Below are 20,444 nucleotides of genomic sequence, written 5' to 3'. Positions count from 1 at the left end.
ACCCCTCACCCCGGCTTCACTTCGCGAATCCACCCTCTCCCACAAGGGGAGAGGGTGCACCGTCAGCGCGGCTAAGATCTCGCAACCCTCACTTCTTCACCATCGCACACGCCGGGTCGGGCGGCCCAAACGCCTTGTCGCCGGAGATGGTGGTGAGGATCTTGTAATAGTCCCACGGATATTTGCTCTCCTCCGGCGTCTTCACCTGCACCAGCCAGAGATCGTGCACCATCAGATTGTCCTCGCGAAGCTTGCCGTTGCGGGCGAAGAAATCCTCGATCGGCTTCTCGCGCATCTTGGCGGCCACTTTCAGCGGATCGTCGGTGCCGGTCTCCTTGATGGCGTTGAGATAGTGCATCACGCTGGAATAGACGCCGGCCTGCCACATCGTCGGCATCCTGTTCATCTTGGAGAAATAGCGCTTCGACCATTCGCGCGTCTTGTCGTCCATGTCCCAGTAGAACGAGGTGGTCAGCAGCAGGCCTTGCGCCGCCTGCAGGCCGAGGCCGTGGATGTCGGTGATCAGCGCCAGCAGCGCCGCCATCTGCTGGCCGCCCTTGAACACGCCGAACTCGGCGCCTGTCTTGATCTCGTTCATGTTGTTGGGGGGACCGGCGGCAATGCCGATGATCTTGGCCTTGGAGGCCTGCGCCTGTAGCACGAAGGAGGAGAGATCGGGCGTTGCCAGCGGCGGCCGCACCGAGCCCAGCACCTTGCCGCCATTGGCGGTGACGACGGCGGAAGCGTCGCGCTCCAGCGAATGGCCGAAGGCATAATCGTCGGTGATGAAGAACCAGCTGTCGCCGCCCCGCTTGACCACGGCGTCCGCAGTGCCGACCGCGAGCGCGCGGGTGTCGAACACCCATTGGATGGCGTAAGGCGAGCAGAACTTGCCGTGGAAATCCGCGGTCCCGGTGGAGTGGGTGATGAACAGCCGCTTCTTCTCGTTGGCGACGTTCTGCACCGCGAGGCCAACCGCGGAGACCGGCACGTCGACGATCAGATCGACCTGGTCGACGTCGTACCAGCGCCGCGCGATCGTGCCGCCGATGTCGGCCTTGAGCTGGTGGTCGCCGATCACGATGCTGATCGGCTTGCCGAGCACCTTGCCGCCGAAATCGTCGATCGCCATCTGCGCGGCGGTCACCGAGCCCTGGCCGGTCGGCGCCGAGGCCGGGCCGTTCATGTCGGTGAGAACGCCGATCTTGACGACGTCGTCGGAAACCTGCGCCCTGGCCGCGCCCGGCAGCAGCGCTGCCGCAAGTGCGGCCGCGACGGGCAGTCCAAATCTCGTTGGATACACGTTTCTCCTCCCCTGATCCGGCGCGTTGGCCGGTGTTGCTTGTTCCGGGTATGGCCCGGCTGAATTGGTTTCTTTTGCAACTAATAGGGGGCAGGCGTCAATGTCAGGCTGCGAAGCGGATCAGTCCTGCGGGCGAGGGATCGTAACCGGTCAGCTCTTCCGCGCGCTGGCGCAGCCGCCGCTCGTTCATGAAGCGGAGCAGGGCCTGCATGGCCGGGCGGAAATAGCTGCGCTGCCGCATCGCAAGATCGAAATTCTCCCAGACCAGCGGCACGAAATCGAGGCCGGCCGAGCGCGCCGCGGCGCGCGTCGCGATGCCGCAATCGGCCTGGCCGGCGCGAACCAGCTCGGCAAGATCCGGGCCGGTCAAAGCCGGCGTCTCGATGCGGCGCAGGTCCCGCATCGAGGCGCCTGCGCGCTTCAGCAGCACGTCGAGCAGCATCTGCGCGCCCGTGCCCTGTTGCCGCGTCGCCATCCGGGCGCCGGCTGCGAGCACGTCGGTCAGGCTGTGCAGGTGCTGCGGATTGCCGTGTGGCAGCACGAGGCCTTCTTCGCGGCGCACGAACGCGACCAGCACCGCATCATGCAGGTCCGGCGTGGTCCGCAGCGCTTCCATACTGGCATCGCCGGCGAGATTGTCGGAGGCATCCAGGGCGTGGAAGTGCACCGCCGCGGCCATCACCTCGTTGCGCTGCAAGCGCTCGAGCCCGCGCGCGCTGCCCTCGCTCATCGATCCGAGCCCGGAGCCGGATTCGCGCAGGCTCCAATCCAAGAGCTCGTCCTGGCTGCCGCCGACGACCGGCGGCGGCTCGGCGATCAACATGCCGGCCGGACGCGCCAGGCCCGACAGGACCCAGAGATCGAGCTCGTGCCGTGGGAAGAGCCATTTCCCCGTCACCTTGCTGCAGGGGATCGCACCGGTGGTGACGAGTTCGTAGAGCTTGCGTTCGCCGAGCCGAAGGTAGTCGGCGGCTTCGCTGGTGGTCAGGAATTCCATCCTGCATTCCTATGCAAATTCTTGCTTCTTTTTGACGTCCGACGCAGGTGGAATTCTGCATTTCAGATTTTTGTCGCGGGAACCATGCCCGATCATCTCGCTGCTTTGCAACACATCCGCACGCGCGATTTTCGCTTTGGTGAACGATCCCAAGCGATCGTTCGCGCGCTACGTCTCGATGAAATTGCCGAAATTTCCCGACTGCCAGCGCAAAAACGCGTCACGAGTGCGGCGCAATCGATCATCATCATGATCGCGTCATAACCTGAGGGAACCCGCTCATGGGCCGCCTGTCCGTTGCACTTGCGCTCCTCTGCGGCCTTGCCGCAGGCATTGCGGCGTCATCCGCGGAGGAGCGCAGAATCGTCCTCGCTTCGACGACGGCGACGCAGGAGTCCGGGCTGCTCGACTATCTGCTGCCGATCTTCCGCGACAGGACCGGCATCGACGTCACCGTGATCGCGCGGCGCGCCGACGAGGTGCTCGATGGCGCGCGGCGGGGCGAGGTCGACGTCGTGCTGATGCACGCGCGGCCACAGGAGGAGAAGTTCGTTGCCGACGGCTTCGGCGTGAAGCGCTACGACGTGATGTACAGCGACTATGTACTGATCGGGCCGAAGAGCGATCCCGCGGGCGTGAAGGGCAAGGACATCGCGACGGCGCTGAAGGCGATCGAAGCCAAGGGCGCGCCGTTCGTGACGCGCGGCGATCGCTCGGGCACCCACGCCGCGGAGCTCGCGCTTTGGATCGTGGCCGGCATCGACATTGCCGGCGCCAAGGGCGCCTGGTATCGCGAGGCCGGGCCCGGCATGGCCGCGGCGCTCGAGGCCGCGCGCGCCGCCAATGCTTACGAGCTGGCGGATCGCGGCAGCTGGATCGCCTTCAGGGATCGCGGCGATCTCGACATCGTCGTCGAAGGCGACCGGCGGCTGCTCAACCAATATGGCGTGATGCTGGTGAACCCTGCGAAGTTCCCGAACGTGAAGAAAGACCTCGCGAAGACTTTCGTCGACTGGCTGACGTCGCCGGAGGGACAGACGGCGATCGCCGGCTACAAGGTCGACGCGCAGCAACTGTTTTTCCCCAATTCGGACAGGTCGGGCGGCTGAAGCCGGCATCGCCGGCGGTTGCCAAACCGGACGATGCATGGTCCTCATGGCGCATGACCCAGCGCCTGCCGCCCTCGCTCACGCCGCTCGACACCGCGCTCGCCGCGCTGTTGCGGGGCGTTGATCCCGTCGCGCCGGTGGAGGTGCCGCTGGCGGAGGCGATCGGCTGCATCGCGGCTGGCGATCCGCTGCTCGCCGCCCATCCTTCGCGCGACATTGCGGCCGTAGACGGTTGGGCGCTATCGGCCAACGATCTCGTCGGCGCGTCCGCTTATTCGCCCGTGCCGCTGACAACGGCCCCTGCATGGGTCGAGGCCGGTGACACGATGCCGGCGGGATGCGACTGCGTGCTCGATGCCGACGCCGTGGAGATGTCGGGGCCGCTTGCCCAGGTGCTCGCAGAGGGGGCGCCGGGGCAGGGTGTCAGGCGCGCCGGCAGCGACATTGCCGCGCGCATGGCCGTGGGGGCTGCAGGCCATCCCGTCGGTGCGGCGGACCTGCTGCTCGCGCGCGTGTCGGGCGTGGAGAAACTCGCCGTGAGGCGGCCACGGCTGCGCATCGTCAATGTGCCGGGTGGAACAGTCGCGGCGCAGATGATTGCCGGGATCGCGCACACGGCGGGACTGGATGTGGAAGCGCGTCAAGCGCGTGCGCGCGATGAAGCGTCGATCGCCGATGCGCTCGATGCGTCGTCTTGCGACGTTCTGCTGACCATCGGCGGTAGCGGCGTCGGCCGCCAGGACGCTGCCATCGCGGCCCTCGCCCGGCGCGGCGAGGTGATGGCGCACGGCCTTGCGCTGCAGCCGGGACGCACGGCGGCGGTCGGACGGCTGGGACGGGTTCCCGTCATTGCCTTGCCCGGCTCACCCGATCATGCGCTTGCAGTCTGGCTTGCACTCGTGCTGCCGCTCGTCGAGCGTTTGTCGGCGCATCGGCCGCGCCGAAAAGTGTCGCTGCCGCTTGCGCGAAAAATCGCCTCCAGCGTCGGCCTGACGGAGATCGCTTTGCTGGCCGAGGAACATCGTGCCTGGATGCCGCTTGCCGTAGGCGAATGGCCGCTCCAGGCGGTCGCCCGTGCGGACGCATGGCTGCTGATTTCCGCCAGCGACGAGGGATTTGCGGCTGGTGCATCGATCGATGCCGATCTGATGCCGGCGTGATATGGGTTCTGGTATGACGATGATCCCGAAATCACCGGACCGCAGCGCGCTCGAGCAGGAGCAGTTTCTCAAGATCCTGTCGCGCGAGGAGGCCTTGGGCCGCTTCGAGGCGGCCTTGTTCCCGCGCGCGCTTCAAACCGAAACGCGCAAGCTCGCAGCTGCGCTGGGCGCGGCCCTCGCCGAAGATGTCACGGCGCCGATCGACGTGCCGCCGTTCGACCGCTCCAATGTCGACGGCTTCGCCGTGCGCTCTGCCGACCTTGCGGCGGCCGGCGAGGGCGCGCCGGTGCGCCTCGCGCTGAATGGCGAGACCATTCATTGCGGGACCGCGCCGATACTGCAAGTGGCGGCCGGAACCGCAACGGCGATCGCCACCGGAGGTCCGTTGCCGCGCGGCGCCGATGCCGTGGTCATGGTCGAGCACACCCAGCCGGCCGGCCAGGATGCGATCGATGTCCGTCGCGCCGTCTCGCCGGGGCTATTCGTCTCGTATGCCGGATCCGACATCGCGCGCGGCGAGGCTTTGCTGCGCGCCGGCACCATTATCGGCTCGCGCGAGATCGGCATGCTGGCGGCTTGCGGTGTCGCCGAGGTGAGTGTCGTGCACAGAGCGCGGGTTGCCGTCATCTCCACCGGGGACGAGCTGGTTCAGCCCGGCCAGGTGCTCGGGCCCGCCGAGATCTACGATACCAACGGCGCCATCGTCGCGGCCGCGATCGACGAAAACGGTGGCGAGGCCGTCTTCCTAGGCGCCATTCCGGACGACGAAGCCAAGCTCGAAGCCGCCATGCGCGACGCGCTTGCGGATGCCGACATGCTGGTGCTGTCGGGCGGCACGTCGAAAGGCGCGGGCGACCTCTCTCATCGCATCATCGGCCGGCTCGGCGCGCCCGGCATCATCGCCCACGGCGTTGCGCTCAAGCCCGGCAAGCCGCTGTGCCTTGCGGTGTGCGACGGCAAGCCTGTCGTGATCCTGCCGGGCTTTCCAACCTCGGCGATGTTCACCTTCCACGACATGATCGTGCCGGTGCTGCGCAGGATGGCCGGACTGCCGCCGCGCTCCGATGCCAAGGTGAACGTGACCGTGCCGGTGCGCATCGCCTCCGAGCTCGGCCGCACCGAATTCGTCATGGTTTCGCTGGTCCAGGGCAGGGCGGGTCTCATCGCCTATCCCTCCGGCAAGGGGTCTGGTGCGATCACGTCCTTTGCGCAGGCGGACGGCTTTCTGCGCATCGACGCACTTGCCGACCAGATGCCGGCCGGCACCGAAACCGAGGTGACGCTGTTCACGCCGCATGTGCGCGTGCCGGATCTCGTCGTCGTCGGCAGCCATTGCACCGGCCTCGATCTCGTCACCGCACAGCTCGCGCATGCCAGCCTGACCGTGCGCTCAATCGCGGTCGGCAGCCTTGGAGGATTGGCGGCGGCCAAGCGCGGCGAATGCGATCTCGCGCCGATCCATCTGTTCGACGATCGCAGCGAGACCTACAACACGCCCTATCTCGTCGAAGGACTCGAGCTCGTCGCCGGCTGGCGGCGGATGCAGGGCATTGTCTTCCGCAAGGGCGACAAACGTTTCGAAGGCCTGAGCGCAAAGGAGGCTGTTGCGGCTGCGCTCGCCGACCCCACCTGCATCATGGTCAACCGCAACCAGGGCGCCGGCACGCGCATCCTGATCGACCGGCTGCTCGGCGGCGTCCGGCCGGAAGGCTATTGGAACCAGCCGCGTTCGCACAATGCGGTTGCGGCGGCCGTGGCGCAGCACCGCGCCGACTGGGGCATGACCATTGCGCCGGTCGCCCACGCCGGCGGCCTCGGTTTCATTCCGCTGGCCGAAGAGCATTACGATTTCGCGCTGGTGACCGCGCGCAAGGATCGGCCGGCCGTGCGGGCCTTTCTCGATGCGCTCGGCTCGAGCGCAGCGCGCGCCGCACTTGAGCGCGCGGGTTTCCGGCCTGCGTAGATATCAGCGAGGGCTACGGTTGCGACGCCTGGTCGGTGGCGCTGGCGGCCTGATCGGATTGCTCGCGCCTGCGCTTCCGTTCCTCGGCCTCGGCCAGCGCACGCTGCGCGGCGGCCGGCAACGGCTTCGGATCGGGCGGAACCTCGACGGTGTCAGGCTTGCTCAGCTGCTTCGTGCGATCGATCACATCCGAAACATCGAGCGCAAGATCGACGACATCGAAGACGACATCAAGGAGAGAGTCGGCCATGGTTCATCCCGGGGACAACGTACCGATCATTGGTCGTTCCCCAGCTCGGTCGGGTTCACGGCAGCTCAACGCAGCGGCTTAGGATGGTCATCCAGCGCCGCCAGCCGCTCGGCCTCGGCAATGTCCTCGACCGTGTTCGCATTGAAGAACGGATCGACCGGCTCGGTCGGCCAGGTCACTGTCGCGAGCGGATAGCGCGCGGTCCAGCGGTCGATCTTGCGGAGGTCTTCGACCACGAGGGCGTGGCGCAGCTCCTCACGCAAGGCGACACGCCACAGGCCGATCACCGGATGCGACTGCTCATCTGATGCAGCGACCGCGAGCTGTGCGTTCTCACGCGCGCGCGCCTCATGCAGGCGCACGACGAGGTCGCGAGGCAGGAACGGGCAGTCGCCGGCGGCGCTGAGCACCCATTCGATCTCCGGCCGGTTCGCCGCGGTCCAGTCGAGCGCCGCGAGGATGCCGGCGAGGGGGCCGGGGAAGCCGGGCACGTCGTCGGCGACGACCTGCAAGCCGAACGCGGCAAAGCGGGCGGGATCGCCGTTGGCGTTGAGGATCAGCCCGCTGCACTGGGGCGAGAGACGCGCGATCACGCGTTCCAGAATGGTGCGGCCACCGATGGTGCGCATCGGCTTGTCGCCGCCGCCCATGCGCCGCGCCAGCCCGCCGGCGAGCAGCACGCCAAGGGTCGGCGGAACACGCACAGCGGACATGTCAGTCGTCACCGCCTTCACCCTTGCGCTTGTGCTTGGCCGATTCCTCTTCGACATAAGCGAGGTTCTGGTCGTAGACGATGCGCTCTTCGCCTGCGAGCGCGATGAAGCGCTTGCCGCGGGTGCGTCCGACCAGCGTCAGGCCGACCTGTCTTGCGAGATCGACACCCCAGGCGGTGAAGCCGGAGCGCGACACCAGGATCGGAATGCCCATGCGCACGGTCTTGATCACCATCTCCGAGGTGAGGCGCCCGGTGGTGTAGAGGATCTTGTCGGAAGCGTCGACGCCGTGGCGGTACATCCAGCCCGCGATCTTGTCGACGGCGTTGTGGCGGCCGACATCCTCGGTGTAGCAGAGCGGCGTGCCCTCCTTGCACAGCACGCAGCCGTGGATCGCGCCGGCCTCCAGGTAAAGCGAGGGCATGGTGTTGATGGTCTGCGTCATCTGGTAGAGCCAGGAGGTGCGCAGCTCCGCCTTGGGCAGCGCGACGCTCTCGACCGCCTCCAGGAGGTCGCCGAAGGCGGTGCCCTGCGCGCAGCCGGACGTCTGCGTGCGCTTCTTCAGCTTGGCCTCGAAATTGGTGTGGTGTGAGGTGCGCACGACGACCACCTGGAGGTCGTCGTCGTACTCAACCTCGGTGACCACGTCATTATATTTCAGCATGTTCTGGTTCAGCAGGTAGCCGAGCGCCAGATATTCGGGGTAGTCGCCGATCGTCATCATGGTGACGATCTCCTGGGCGTTCAAATAGAGCGTCAGCGGCCGCTCCATCGGCACCTTGATCTCGACCCTGGCGCCGGCCTGGTCGGTGCCGGTCACGCTCTGGGTCAGGCGCGGATCGTCCGGATTGGGGACGATCAGGGGCACCGGGGCTTTGTCGATCTTCATCATGGCGGCGAGGTTAGCATGACATTCGGGTCAAGCCGATATAAGCATGGCCGGGAATGGGCAAAATGCCTCCGCTCGTCATTGCGAGCAGAGCGAAGCAATCCAGAATCCTTACGCGGCGGCAGTCTGGATTGCTTCGCTGCGCTCGCAATGACGCGGAGGGGGCCGCGGTTCCAGAAGGGACCTGGGTCGTTCGCGGACACGGAGCTGGAATGAAAGTCATCGGCCTTGCAGGATGGAGCGGTGCGGGCAAGACCACGCTGTTGACGCGGCTGATTCCGCATTTCAACGCGCAAGGCCTGCGCGTCTCCGTGATCAAGCATGCGCATCACCAGTTCGACGTCGACGTGCCCGGCAAGGATTCCTGGCGCCATCGCGAGGCCGGTGCGGCGGAGGTGCTGGTTGCTTCGTCGAAACGCTGGGCGCTGATGCATGAGCTGCGCGGGGCGGCGGAGCCGCGGCTGCCGGAGCTGCTCGAGAAACTCTCCGCGGTCGATCTCGTCGTGGTCGAGGGATTCAAGCGTGAGCCGCATCGCAAGATCGAGGTGCATCGTGCCGCCAACGGCAAGCCGCTGCTGTTTCCGGACGATCCCGGGATTGCCGGGATCGCGACGGACGTCGCGATTGACACGCGGCTGCCGACTGTCCATCTCGACGATATCGAAGGCGCCGCGGCATTGATACTACGGGCGGCGATGCCGGTCGAGGAAGCGGTGGCAAGAAGCGCCGCGATACGCTGACGAGGCACCATGGCGCAACTGTCGGACGATTGCTTTGCCTTCGGTGGCCCGATGATGTCGGTCGACGAAGCCGTTGGCCTCATCACGACGCGCGTCAGTGCGATCGTCGATCTCGAGACGGTTGGGCTCGCCGACGCGGACGGACGCGTGCTCGCGGGCGATGTGGCCGCGCCTCTGCCGCTGCCGCCCTTCACCAACTCCGCCGTCGACGGCTACGCGGTGCGCAACGCGGACCTTCCGGCAAGGGCGGAACAGGCGTTCCCGCTCGACGGTCGCATTCAGGCCGGCGGCCTTGCGCAGGCGCCGATCAAGCCCGGCCATACCGCGCGCATCTTCACCGGCGCGCCGATGCCGCCGGACGCGGAGACCGTCTTCATGCAGGAGGACGTCCGCATCGATGAGTCCGGGAAGATCGTGTTGCCGCCGGGGCTGAAGCCCGGCGCCAATGTGCGACCCGCAGGCGAGGACATTCCCCAAGGACACGTCGCGCTCCGCGCCGGCCAGCGCCTGCGGCCGCAGCATGTCGCGCTTGCCGCCGCGTTCGGCCTGACGAGGCTCGACGTCGTCAGGCGCATCCGTGTTGCCGTGTTCTCGACCGGCGACGAACTGGCTTCACCCGGCGAGCCGCGCGCCGCCTCGCAATTGTTCGATTCCAACCGCTTCATGCTGATGGCGATGCTGCGGCGGCTCGGCTGCGAGGTCAGCGATCTCGGCATTCTGCGCGACGAGCGAACGTCACTGGCGAGCGGCCTGAAGCGGGTTGCAGGCGACCATGACCTGATCCTCACCACCGGCGGCGTCTCGACGGGGGAGGAGGATCACGTCAAGGCGGCCGTGGAGAGCATCGGCTCACTGGTGCTGTGGCGGATGGCGATCAAGCCGGGCCGTCCCGTGGCGATGGGGATCGTCGCCGGCACACCGCTGATCGGACTGCCCGGCAATCCCGTCGCGAGCTTTGTCACCTTCGTCCATGTGGTGCGGCCGACGGTGCTGGCGCTGGCGGGTGGGCTGCCGGAGCCGCTGTTGCCGATTCCGGTGCGTGCTGCGTTTACTTACAAGAAGAAGGCCGGGCGGCGTGAATATGTGCGCGCCTCGTTGCGGCGCGCGCAGGACGGCGGGCTCGAGGCGATCAAGTTCCCGCGCGAAGGGGCCGGGCTCTTGTCCTCGCTGGTCGAGACCGACGGCCTCGTCGAGCTCGGCGAGGACATCACGAATGTCGAGCCGGGGCAGGATGTCGGCTTCCTGCCCTACGCCAGCCTGATCTGAGGCCTCCCCGCGTTGACGCAGCCGTTCCACGCCGCCATGGTGCGGCCATGACCAGGACGACACTCGATCTCACCGGGCTGAAATGCCCGCTGCCGGCGCTCAAGACGCGCAAGGCGCTCAAGCCGCTCAAGGCAGGCGACCAGCTCGAAGTTCACTGCACCGATCCGCTCTCGGTGATCGATATCCCCAATCTGATCCGCGAGACCGGCGACAAGGTCGAGATCACCGAGCGCAACGAGGCGCGCATCGTGTTCCTGGTCGAAAAGAGTGACGCCCCGTAGAAGGGAAATGTTCACGGCGGCGGCCTTTGCGCTCCCGCCGCGCCTCAGGCGAAGTCGATAGGACTTCGCAATCGCAGCATGAGACGCCTTTATTGATCTTCCGGCCAATTCGGGCTTGGCTCGGCCTTGCTCAAGAACGCAGGGCCGTGCTGGGCTGTGTTGAGCCGTGCAGCGTAACCACTTCCGCGAGCGTGATAATTTTCTTGGCATCTGGCATGCCAGAGGATAGAAGTGGAGTCCTGATAAGGACGAGATCGAGACGAATCGATGAGCCACGAGGACGTGCACAAGGTCCGCTCCTTCGAGCATCCCGGTGAGGGACGCCGACGCGCCAAGGCGACCCCCAAGGGGCGGCAGGTCGATCCCACGGCCGCGCACGAGATCGAGCTGTTGCTCGGCGACAGGCCGCGGCGGCGCGATCTCTTGATCGAGTATCTGCACCTGATCCAGGACAAGTACCACCAGATCTCGGCTGCGCATCTGGCCGCGCTCGCCGACGAGATGAAGCTCGCCTTCGCCGAGGTGTTCGAGACGGCGACCTTCTACGCGCATTTCGATGTGGTGAAGGAAGGTGAGCCCGACATTCCCCCGTTGACGATCCGCGTCTGCGATTCGCTCACCTGCGCGATGCTTGGCGGCGAGAAGCTGCTCGAGGATCTGCAGAGCGCGTCAGGTCCCGGCATCCGCGTCGTGCGCGCGCCCTGCGTCGGCCGCTGCGACACAGCGCCGGCAGCGGAGGTCGGGCACAATTTCGTCGACCACGCGACGGTCGGCAACGTCATGGCGACGGCGAAGGCCGGCGACACGCACGCGCATCTGCCCACATATACCGAGTACGATGCCTACGTCGCCGATGGCGGCTACAAGCTGCTCAATCGCCTGCGCTCGGGCGAGCTGTCGAAGGACGATCTCCTGAAGGCGCTCGACGACGCCTCTCTGCGCGGGCTCGGCGGCGCCGGCTTCCCCACCGGACGCAAATGGCGCGCGGTGCTCGGCGAGCCCGGGCCGCGGCTGATGGCGATCAACGGCGACGAGGGCGAGCCCGGCACGTTCAAGGACCGCTATTACCTCGAAACCGATCCGCATCGCTTCATCGAGGGCATGCTGATCGGCGCGCATGTGGTGCAGGCGAGCGACGTCTATATCTATCTGCGCGACGAATATCCGGCCTCGCGCGAGATCCTCCAGCGCGAGATCGCAAAGCTCCCGCCTGGCGGCCCGACGCTGCACCTGCGGCGCGGCGCCGGCGCTTACATCTGCGGCGAGGAATCCTCGCTGCTGGAGAGCATCGAGGGCAAGCGTGGCCTGCCCAGGCACAAGCCGCCTTACCCGTTCCAGGTCGGCCTGTTCGGTCTGCCGACGCTGATCAACAACATCGAGACGCTGTGGTGGGTGCGCGACATCGTCGAGAAGGGCGCCGACTGGTGGCAGGGCCATGGCCGCCACGAGCGTCACGGCCTGCGCAGCTTCTCGGTTTCGGGACGCGTCAAAAATCCCGGCATGAAGCTTGCGCCCGCGGGTATCACCGTGCGCGAGCTGATCGAGGAATATTGCGGCGGCATGGCCGACGGCCATCGATTCTACGCGTATCTGCCGGGCGGTGCGTCCGGCGGCATCTTGCCGGCATCGATGGACGACATTCCGCTCGATTTCGGCACGCTGGAGAAATACGGCTGCTTCATCGGCTCGGCTGCGATCGTGATCCTGTCGCACAAGGACAGCGTGCGCGCTGCCGCATTGAACCTGATGAAGTTCTTCGAGGACGAGAGCTGCGGCCAGTGCACGCCGTGCCGCGTCGGTACCCAGAAGGCGGCGCTGCTGATGCAAAGGCCGGTCTGGAACCGTGCCTTGCTGGAAGAATTGAGCCAGGCGATGCGCGATGCTTCGATCTGCGGGCTCGGGCAGGCGGCATCGAACCCGCTGTCCTCCGTGATCAAATATTTCCCTGACGAGTTCAAGGAAGCGGCCGAATGACCAAGATTACGTTCGAGCTCGATGGCAAGCAGGTCGAGGCCAAGCCCGGCGAGACGATCTGGCAGGTCGCAAAACGCCAGGGCCGCGACATTCCGCATCTCTGCTATTCGCCGGCGCCGGACTATCGCCCCGACGGCAATTGCCGCGCCTGCATGGTCGAGATCGAGGGCGAGCGCGTGCTCGCCGCGTCCTGCAAGCGCACGCCGTCGGTCGGCATGAAGGTGAAGACGGAATCCGCGCGTGCGGTGTCGGCGCAAAAAATGGTGATGGAGCTGCTCGTTGCCGACCAGCCGGCGCGTGAGACGTCACACGATCCGGATTCGAAGTTCTGGCACTGGGCCGAGACCACTGGCGTCACCGAGAGCCGCTTTCCAGCCGCCGAGCGCTGGGCGACCGATGCCAGCCATCCGGCAATGCGCGTCAATCTCGATGCCTGCATCCAGTGCGGCCTGTGCGTGCGCGCCTGCCGCGAGGTCCAGGTCAACGACGTTATCGGCATGGCCTATCGCAATGCCGGCGCCAAGATCGTGTTCGACTTCGACGATCCCATGGGCGAGTCCACCTGCGTTGCCTGCGGCGAATGCGTGCAGGCCTGTCCGACCGGCGCGTTGATGCCGGCCGTCATGCTCGACGAAAACCAGACTCGCGTCACCTATGCCGACAAGAAGGTGGATTCGCTCTGCCCGTTCTGCGGCGTCGGCTGCCAGGTCACCTACGAGGTCAAGGACGAGAAGGTGATCTATGCGGAAGGCCGCGACGGCCCCGCCAACCACAATCGTCTTTGCGTGAAGGGTCGCTTCGGCTTCGACTACATCCATCATCCGCATCGCCTGACGAAGCCGCTGGTGCGGCTGCCGAACGCGAAGAAGGATGCGAACGACCAGGTCGACCCAGCCAATCCGTTCACGCATTTCCGCGAGGCGAGCTGGGAGGAAGCGCTCGACATCGCCGCCAAGGGCCTCGTCAAGATCCGCGACGAGAAGGGCGTGAAGGCACTCGCCGGCTTCGGTTCGGCCAAGGGCTCGAACGAAGAGGCCTATCTGTTCCAGAAGCTGGTGCGCACCGGCTTCGGCTCCAACAACGTCGACCATTGCACCCGCCTGTGCCACGCCTCGTCGGTGGCGGCGCTGTTCGAAGGCCTCAGCTCGGGCGCGGTGTCGGCGCCGTTCTCGGCTGCGATGGACGCCGAGGTCATCGTCGTGATCGGTGCCAATCCGACCGTGAACCATCCAGTCGCCGCGACCTTCATCAAGAACGCGGTCAAGCAGAACGGCGCGAAGCTGTTCGTGATGGATCCGCGCCGGCAGTCGCTGTCGCGTCACGCGACCAAGCATCTGCAGTTCAAGCCGGGCTCCGACGTCGCCATGCTGAACGCGATGATCAACACGATCATCACCGAAGGCCTGACCGACGACCAGTACATCGCCGGCTACACCGAAGGCTTCGAGGACCTCAAGGAGAAGATCAAGGAGTTCACGCCGGAGAAGATGGAGCCGATCTGCGGCGTCCCGGCGCAGACCTTGCGCGAAGTGGCGCGCACCTATGCGCGGGCAAAATCCTCGATCATCTTCTGGGGCATGGGCATCAGCCAGCATGTCCACGGTACCGACAATGCGCGCTGCCTGATTGCGCTCGCGCTGATCACCGGCCAGGTCGGCCGTCCCGGCACCGGCCTGCATCCGCTGCGTGGCCAGAACAACGTGCAAGGCGCTTCCGATGCCGGCCTGATCCCGATGTTCCTGCCGGACTATCAGCCGGTGGGGCGCGACGACATGCGCGGCGCCTTCGAAAAGCTCTGGCAGCAGGATCTCGATCCCGTCCGCGGCCTGACCGTGGTCGAGATCATGAACGCGATCCATGCCGGCGAGATCAAGGGCATGTATATCGAGGGCGAGAACCCTGCGATGTCCGATCCCGACCTCCAGCATGCGCGCCATGCGCTGGCCATGCTCGATCATCTCGTGGTGCAGGATCTCTTCGTCACCGAGACCGCGTTCCATGCCGACGTGATCCTGCCGGCCTCGGCCTTCGCCGAGAAGGACGGCTCCTTCACCAACACCGATCGCCGCGTGCAGCTGGCGCGTCAGGTGATCAAGCCGCCCGGCGATGCGCGTCAGGATCTCTGGATCATCCAGGAGATTGGCAAGCGCATGGGCCTGCCGTGGAATTATGCCGGTCCCGGCGACGTCTTCACCGAGATGGCGGAGCTGATGCCGTCGCTGAAGAACATCACCTGGGAGCGGCTGGTGCGCGAAGGCGCGGTCACTTATCCCGTCGACGATCCGAACAAGCCCGGCAACGAGATCATCTTCACCACGGGCTTCCCGACCGCGAGCGGCCGCGGCAAGATCGTGCCGGCCAAGGTCGTCCCGCCGGACGAGATTCCCGACGACGAATATCCGATGGTGCTCTCGACCGGCCGCGTGCTGGAGCACTGGCACACCGGCTCGATGACCCGCCGCGCCCAGGTGCTCGACCAGATCGAGCCGGAGGCGGTCGCGTTCATGTCACCCAAGGACATGCGCAAGAAGAAGCTGGTACCCGGCGATTTCATTCGCCTGGAGACCCGCCGCGGCGCCGTCGAAGTCAAGGTCCGCTCCGACCGCGACGTGCCGGAGAACATGGTGTTCATGCCGTTCTGCTACGCCGAAGCGGCGGCGAACCTGCTCACCAACCCGGCACTGGACCCGTTCGGCAAGATCCCGGAGTTCAAGTTCTGCGCAGCGCGGGCCGAGCGCGCCGAGATGCGGGACGCGGCGGAGTAGGGGCCTCCGCCGTCATTGCGAGCGAAGCGAAGCAATCCAGACTGCCTCGCCGGCGGGATTCTGGATTGCTTCGTCGCTTCGCTCCTCGCAATGACGGTGCTACATGTGACGCATGTCCAAAGTCACCCCCGCCACACGCGCACTTGCAGCCGCCGGTGTTGCCTTCACCGTTCACACCTATGACTATGATCCCGACGCCGAGAGCATCGGGCTCCAGGCAGCGGCCGCGCTCGGCGAGGATCCGGCGCGCGTCCTGAAGACGCTGATGGCGCTGGTCGACGGCAAGCCGGTCTGCGTGGTCGTGCCGTCCGACCAGGAGGTCTCGATGAAGAAGCTGGCGGCGGCGGCGAGCGGCAAGTCGGCCCAGATGATGAAGCCGCCCGAGGCCGAGCGCGTCACCGGCTACAAGGTCGGCGGCATCAGCCCGTTCGGACAGCGCAAGCCTGTGCGCACCGTGATCGAGCAGAGCGCGCTCGCCCATGACCTGGTCTATCTCAATGGCGGCCAGCGCGGCCTGCAGGTCCGGCTGAAGCCCACCGATGTGCGGGATGTTCTGAAGGCGGCCGTGGCGGATGTGCTGGCGTGAGCGCGATGGAGCGGGATCATGAGGCGGCCGCTCCTGGCGTGGCTCGCGGTGCTGCTCGGCCTCGCGCTTCCGGCGGAGGCACATGAGGTCAACCTCATCACGGCACGGGTGGCGCTGAGTCCCGATCGCACGGTGAGCGCCGAGCTCGGATTGAAGGGCAGCGACGTCGATCGCCTGATCGGCACGAAGATTTATGATGCGAGGCGGGATGCGGTCGATCCCGCCGCCGTCGAAGCGGCCAAGCCCGCGATCCTCGCCTATATGGGCACGCATCTGGCTGTTGCAGGAGGTGCCAGGGCCTGCGCCGCCGGAAATGCAGCGATCCTGGCGGACGGTGACGGCATCGTCTATCGCAACAGCTTTGCCTGCGCGAACGTGACCGGCGACATTGTCTATCGCTCCACGGTGCTGACGGAGAAAGACAGGGCCGCGCGGCAGGTGGTGCTGATCGCGCAGGGCCGGTCCGAGACGCAGGCCTTGCTCGACGCCGACAACACGACGGTGACCCTCTCGACGGCGCCGCCGTCGCTGTCCTCTACGATGCAGCGTTATCTCGTCACCGGCGTCGAGCACATCTTCCTCGGTTACGATCACGTCGCATTCCTGGTCGCGATCGTCTTGTGGGCACGCCGGCTCTTGCCGGTCGTCAAGATCGTGACCGCCTTCACCATCGCTCACTCCCTGACGTTGTCGCTGGCGGCCCTGAATGTCCTGGTCATCCCGAGCCGCATCGTTGAGCCCGCGATCGCGGCCTCGATCGTGTTCGTCGCCGTCGAGAACTTCTTTTCGCGCGACATCGACAAGCGCTGGCGGGTGGCTTTTCTGTTCGGCTTGATCCACGGCTTCGGCTTCGCCGGCGCGCTTCGCGAGATCGGCCTGCCGCCTGATGCGATCGTTCCGGCGCTGGCCGCCTTCAATGTCGGCGTCGAGATCGGGCAGATCGCGATCGTCGCGCTGCTGCTGCCGGTACTTGGCGTGTTGGACCGCGTGACTGCGGCCGGCCGGGAGCAGCCGGCACGAGCGGCAAGGCTGGTTTACGTCACGTCCGCAATGATCGGTGTGCTCGGCGGCTATTGGCTGCTGACGCGTGTATTCGAGGCGTGATCGGGCAGACGACTTACTGCTTCTGCAGCAATTTCAACCGGCAGCGCAGCGCCTCGCGGATATGCGCACGCGCCAACTTCTCAGCCTTGTCGCCGTCGCGCCCGGCGATGGCTGCAATGATGGCCTGGTGCTCGCCGTGACTCGTCTTGGGACGGCCTGCCACCGTGAAAGTGGTCGGGCCAAGCAGGGCGATCCAATCCTGCAATTCCCGCGAGGCGTTGTCGAGATAGCGGTTGCGCGCCGCGCGGCAGATGGCCTCGTGGAAGGCGCGGTTGAGCCGCGCCATCTCGGCGGCGCCGGCATCGGTCACCTCGACAAAGGCCTGCTCGATATCGCGGAGCGCGTCGATCTCCGGCGCTGAGGCGTGCTCGGCGGCAAGGCGCGCGGCGGCGCCTTCCATGATCTCACGCATGGCGTAGAGCTCGAGCACCTCGGAGATGTCGAGATTGCGGACGATCAGCCCGCGGCCGCCGGCAGGCGCGACGAAGCCGCGTGCGGCGAGCCGGCCCAGCGCCTCCCTCACCGGCGTGCGGCTGACCTTCAGCCGCTGGGCGACCTCTTCCTCGCGCAGGCGGTCGCCGGCGCGGTAGCTGCCGGCCTGGAGCGCCTCGCACAGCGAGCGGAACACGGCTTCGCCGAGCGCAACCCCGCCTCCGCGCGCGATCGTCCCACCTGAATTTGCCGGGCGTCTGGCCATTGTCCCTCGATGCGTCTTCTGCCCATGCAGATGCCGCTTGCGCGACTTATGTATATCTTTGTATACAAAGGTACGCAATGGCGGATCGGCGCGATCGAGACCGCCGGCTGGCAGAATGTCTCCAACTTCGCCGCATCGGGCAGATGGGATGAGCAGCAAATACGACGTGCTGGTGATCGGTGGCGGCAATGCGGCCCTGTGCGCGGCGATCAGCGCGCGGCGCGGCGGAGCGTCCGTCCTGGTGCTCGAAGGCGCGCCCAAATTCTACCGCGGCGGCAACACTCGCCACACCCGCAACATGCGCTGCGCCCATGACGCGGCGACCGAAATCCTGACCGGCCCCTACACCGAGGAGGAGTTTTGGGAGGACCTGCTGCGCGTCACCGGTGGGCAAACCGACGAGGTGCTGGCGCGCCATATGATCCGCGAATCCAAGGACATCCTGAACTGGATCGTGGAGCAGGGCGTGCGCTGGCAGCCTTCCCTCGGCGGTACGCTGAGCCTCGGCCGCACCAACTCCTTCTTCCTCGGCGGTGGCCGGGCGATGCTGAACGCGCTGTATCTGACCGCGGAGCGGCTCGGCGTCGCCGTCGAATACGACGCCGAGGTCACCGACCTCGTGATCGAGGACGGCATGTTCCTCGCCGCGCGCCTCAAGCGGCCGATCAAGGGCGAGACCGAGATCCGCGCCACCTCGCTGGTTGCAGCTGCCGGCGGGTTCGAGGCCAACATCGAATGGCTGAAGCAATATTGGGGTGAGGCCGCCGACAATTTTTTGATCCGCGGCACGCCCTATAACCGCGGCTCGATCCTGAAGATGCTGCTCGACAAGGGCGTGCAGGAGGTCGGCGATCCCACCCAGTGCCATGCGGTCGCGATCGATGCCCGCGCGCCGAAATTCGACGGCGGCATCATCACGCGCCACGACTCCGTCGTGTTCGGCATCGTCGTCAACAAGCACGCCCAGCGCTTCTACGACGAGGGCGAGGACATCTGGCCGAAGCGCTACGCGATCTGGGGCCGGCTGGTCGCGGCGCAGCCCGACCAGATCGCCTATATCATTTTCGACTCGACCGTCGTGACCAGCTTCATGCCGACGCTGTTCCCGCCGATCGCCGGGCAGACGATCGCGGAGCTCGCCGGCAAGCTCGAGCTCGATCCGGTCGCGTTGGAGAAGACCATCACCGAATTCAACGCGGCGGTGCGGCCCGGGACCTTCGACCACACCATTCTGGACGATTGCGTGACGGAGGGCATCACGCCGCCGAAAACACATTGGGCGCGCCGGATCGAGACGCCGCCTTTTCTCGCCTATCCGGTGCGGCCCGGCATCACCTTCACCTATCTCGGCACGCGGGTGAACAAGGAGGCGCGGATGCTGATGAAGGACGGCATGCCGTCCGCCAACATGTTCGCGGCCGGCGAGATCATGGCGGGCAACGTGCTCGGCAAGGGCTATGCGGCCGGCATGGGCATGACCATCGGCAGCGTGTTCGGGCGAATCGCAGGACGGGAAGCGGCGAAACATGCACGGAACTAGGATTTTGGACGAAGCCGACCGTCTGATGACGGTCTGTAATTCCTGCCGCTATTGCGAGGGCCTGTGCGCGGTGTTTCCGGCGATGGAGATGCGCCGCGCCTTCTCCGATGGCGATCTCAACTATCTCGCTAATCTCTGCCATGCCTGCGGCGCCTGCTACGTCGACTGCCAGTTCTCGCCGCCGCACGAGTTCAACGTCAACGTTCCCGAGACGCTGGCGGTCGCGCGCGCGGAGTCCTATGCGGCCTATGCCTGGCCGCGTGCGCTCTCCGGCGCCTTCGCGCGCAATGGCCTCGTCATCAGCATCGTCGCCGCGCTCAGCATGGCGGCCTTCATTCTCGGCTTTGCCGCCTTGAATGACCGCGGCGTGTTGTTCGGCGTGCACACCGGGCCCGGCGCCTTCTACAAGCTGATGCCGCACAACGCGATGGCTGCGCTGTTTGGCGCCGCATTCCTTTACGCGATCCTCGCACTTGTCATGAGCGTGCGCGCCTTCTGGCGCGACATCGGCGCGCCCATCGGCGACCGTGCCGATGGCGGCTCGATCTTTCAGGCAATCCGCGATGCCGGCGAGCTGCGCTATCTTCATGGCGGCGGCGTCGGTTGCTACAATGAGGACGACAAGCCCACCGACCGGCGCAAGCTCTATCACCACCTGACCTTCTACGGTTTCATCCTGTGCTTCGCAGCGACGTCTGTTGCGACGCTTTATCACTATCTGCTCGGCCGCGAGGCGCCGTATCCGTGGTGGGACCTGCCCGTGGTGCTCGGCACGCTCGGCGGCATCGGCCTGATCGTCGGGCCGATCGGCCTGTTCGCCGCCAAGATACGGCGCGATCCCGCGCTGCTCGACGAGTTCAGCTACGGCATGGATGTCGGCTTCATCGCCATGCTGTTCCTGACCGGCCTCACCGGAATGCTGCTGCTGGTGCTGCGCGAGACCGCCGCGATGGGACCGCTGCTCGCGCTGCATCTCGGCGCCGTGTTCGCATTGTTCATCACCATGCCCTACGGCAAGTTCGTGCACGGCATCTATCGCTTTGCCGCGCTGGTGCGTTACGCGCAGGAGCGGCGGACGGCGGCGTGACCCGCGCACCGCCCGCTCGG

19 protein-coding genes are annotated in these 20,444 nt (G+C 66.3%); 13 read left to right on the top strand and 6 right to left on the bottom strand.

Annotation, left to right across the window (positions count from 1 at the left end; translation table 11 throughout):
* Positions 1-88: 88 nt before the first annotated feature.
* Both AB7M16_RS12480 and AB7M16_RS12475 read right to left on the bottom strand, forming a co-directional pair.
* Positions 89-1,303, bottom strand: coding sequence for an ABC transporter substrate-binding protein (locus AB7M16_RS12480; protein ID WP_212259226.1), 1,215 nt, complete (start codon positions 1,301-1,303; stop codon positions 89-91).
* A 103-nt stretch (positions 1,304-1,406) separates the two neighbouring features.
* Positions 1,407-2,300, bottom strand: a complete 894-nt coding sequence (locus AB7M16_RS12475) for a helix-turn-helix transcriptional regulator (protein WP_271501963.1) — start codon at positions 2,298-2,300, stop codon at positions 1,407-1,409.
* Positions 2,301-2,384: 84 nt separating this feature from the next.
* On the opposite strand from AB7M16_RS12475, the gene AB7M16_RS12470 reads away from it, so the two are divergent.
* Genes AB7M16_RS12470 through AB7M16_RS12455 form a run of 4 tightly spaced genes read left to right on the top strand, consistent with a single transcriptional unit; the run spans position 2,385 to position 6,532 of the window.
* Positions 2,385-2,564 (top strand): hypothetical protein, encoded by a 180-nt coding sequence (locus AB7M16_RS12470; protein WP_453944078.1) that lies wholly within the window; start codon positions 2,385-2,387, stop codon positions 2,562-2,564.
* A gap of 17 nt (positions 2,565-2,581) precedes the next feature.
* Positions 2,582-3,409 carry a substrate-binding domain-containing protein gene (locus tag AB7M16_RS12465; protein ID WP_453944077.1) on the top strand — a complete coding sequence of 276 codons (828 nt, stop codon included), beginning with the start codon at positions 2,582-2,584 and terminating at the stop codon, positions 3,407-3,409.
* A gap of 53 nt (positions 3,410-3,462) precedes the next feature.
* Positions 3,463-4,569 carry a molybdopterin-binding protein gene (locus AB7M16_RS12460; RefSeq protein ID WP_453944076.1) on the top strand — a complete coding sequence of 369 codons (1,107 nt, stop codon included), beginning with the start codon at positions 3,463-3,465 and terminating at the stop codon, positions 4,567-4,569.
* 13 nt (positions 4,570-4,582) lie between these two features.
* A complete protein-coding gene (locus AB7M16_RS12455; RefSeq protein WP_453944075.1) occupies positions 4,583-6,532 on the top strand; it encodes a molybdopterin biosynthesis protein in 1,950 nt (649 codons plus the stop codon).
* Between the two features lie 13 nt (positions 6,533-6,545).
* Here the strand turns inward: AB7M16_RS12455 and AB7M16_RS12450 are convergent, their stop codons facing one another.
* The 3 genes from AB7M16_RS12450 to fdhD all read right to left on the bottom strand — a co-directional run bounded on the left by AB7M16_RS12450 (position 6,546) and on the right by fdhD (position 8,387).
* On the bottom strand, positions 6,546-6,782 hold the full coding sequence (locus AB7M16_RS12450) for a hypothetical protein (protein WP_172785699.1): 237 nt from the start codon (positions 6,780-6,782) through the stop codon (positions 6,546-6,548).
* A gap of 65 nt (positions 6,783-6,847) precedes the next feature.
* Positions 6,848-7,495 carry a molybdenum cofactor guanylyltransferase MobA gene (gene mobA / locus AB7M16_RS12445; protein ID WP_453944074.1) on the bottom strand — a complete coding sequence of 216 codons (648 nt, stop codon included), beginning with the start codon at positions 7,493-7,495 and terminating at the stop codon, positions 6,848-6,850.
* Between the two features lies 1 nt (position 7,496).
* Positions 7,497-8,387, bottom strand: a complete 891-nt coding sequence (gene fdhD / locus AB7M16_RS12440) for a formate dehydrogenase accessory sulfurtransferase FdhD (protein ID WP_439401410.1) — start codon at positions 8,385-8,387, stop codon at positions 7,497-7,499.
* Positions 8,388-8,596: 209 nt separating this feature from the next.
* Between fdhD and mobB the strand changes: the two genes are divergently transcribed.
* The 7 genes from mobB (at position 8,597) to AB7M16_RS12405 (ending at position 17,100) form a co-directional block, all read left to right on the top strand.
* Entirely contained in the window at positions 8,597-9,124 is a 528-nt protein-coding gene (gene mobB / locus AB7M16_RS12435) for a molybdopterin-guanine dinucleotide biosynthesis protein B (protein ID WP_453944073.1), read from the top strand.
* Positions 9,125-9,133: 9 nt separating this feature from the next.
* Positions 9,134-10,390 carry a molybdopterin molybdotransferase MoeA gene (locus AB7M16_RS12430; protein ID WP_172785702.1) on the top strand — a complete coding sequence of 419 codons (1,257 nt, stop codon included), beginning with the start codon at positions 9,134-9,136 and terminating at the stop codon, positions 10,388-10,390.
* A gap of 47 nt (positions 10,391-10,437) precedes the next feature.
* Complete coding sequence (locus tag AB7M16_RS12425) at positions 10,438-10,671, top strand: sulfurtransferase TusA family protein (RefSeq protein ID WP_036011410.1); 234 nt, start codon at positions 10,438-10,440, stop codon at positions 10,669-10,671.
* Between the two features lie 267 nt (positions 10,672-10,938).
* Positions 10,939-12,645, top strand: a complete 1,707-nt coding sequence (locus tag AB7M16_RS12420) for an NADH-ubiquinone oxidoreductase-F iron-sulfur binding region domain-containing protein (RefSeq protein WP_453944072.1) — start codon at positions 10,939-10,941, stop codon at positions 12,643-12,645.
* The gene (gene fdhF / locus AB7M16_RS12415; RefSeq protein WP_453944071.1) at positions 12,642-15,410 is read left to right on the top strand and encodes a formate dehydrogenase subunit alpha; all 2,769 of its coding nucleotides are present in this window, start codon (positions 12,642-12,644) and stop codon (positions 15,408-15,410) included. Before AB7M16_RS12420 ends, fdhF begins: the two co-directional genes overlap by 4 nt.
* A 112-nt stretch (positions 15,411-15,522) precedes the next feature.
* The gene (gene ybaK, locus AB7M16_RS12410) at positions 15,523-15,996 is read left to right on the top strand and encodes a Cys-tRNA(Pro) deacylase (protein WP_271501980.1); all 474 of its coding nucleotides are present in this window, start codon (positions 15,523-15,525) and stop codon (positions 15,994-15,996) included.
* An 18-nt stretch (positions 15,997-16,014) separates the two neighbouring features.
* A complete protein-coding gene (locus AB7M16_RS12405; RefSeq protein WP_453944070.1) occupies positions 16,015-17,100 on the top strand; it encodes a HupE/UreJ family protein in 1,086 nt (361 codons plus the stop codon).
* A 13-nt stretch (positions 17,101-17,113) separates the two neighbouring features.
* Here AB7M16_RS12405 and AB7M16_RS12400 read toward each other — a convergent pair whose 3' ends face one another.
* Positions 17,114-17,797 carry a GntR family transcriptional regulator gene (locus AB7M16_RS12400; protein WP_453944069.1) on the bottom strand — a complete coding sequence of 228 codons (684 nt, stop codon included), beginning with the start codon at positions 17,795-17,797 and terminating at the stop codon, positions 17,114-17,116.
* Positions 17,798-17,945: 148 nt separating this feature from the next.
* Between AB7M16_RS12400 and tcuA the strand changes: the two genes are divergently transcribed.
* Together tcuA and tcuB are read left to right on the top strand one after the other, a co-directional pair.
* Positions 17,946-19,337 carry an FAD-dependent tricarballylate dehydrogenase TcuA gene (gene tcuA / locus AB7M16_RS12395; RefSeq protein ID WP_453944068.1) on the top strand — a complete coding sequence of 464 codons (1,392 nt, stop codon included), beginning with the start codon at positions 17,946-17,948 and terminating at the stop codon, positions 19,335-19,337.
* The gene (tcuB, locus tag AB7M16_RS12390) at positions 19,324-20,424 is read left to right on the top strand and encodes a tricarballylate utilization 4Fe-4S protein TcuB (protein WP_453944067.1); all 1,101 of its coding nucleotides are present in this window, start codon (positions 19,324-19,326) and stop codon (positions 20,422-20,424) included. Before tcuA ends, tcuB begins: the two co-directional genes overlap by 14 nt.
* Positions 20,425-20,444: the final 20 nt, after the last annotated feature.

This window comes from Bradyrhizobium sp. USDA 372 (assembly GCF_053629095.1).
This window is presented reverse-complemented; position numbering and strand designations above follow the sequence as displayed.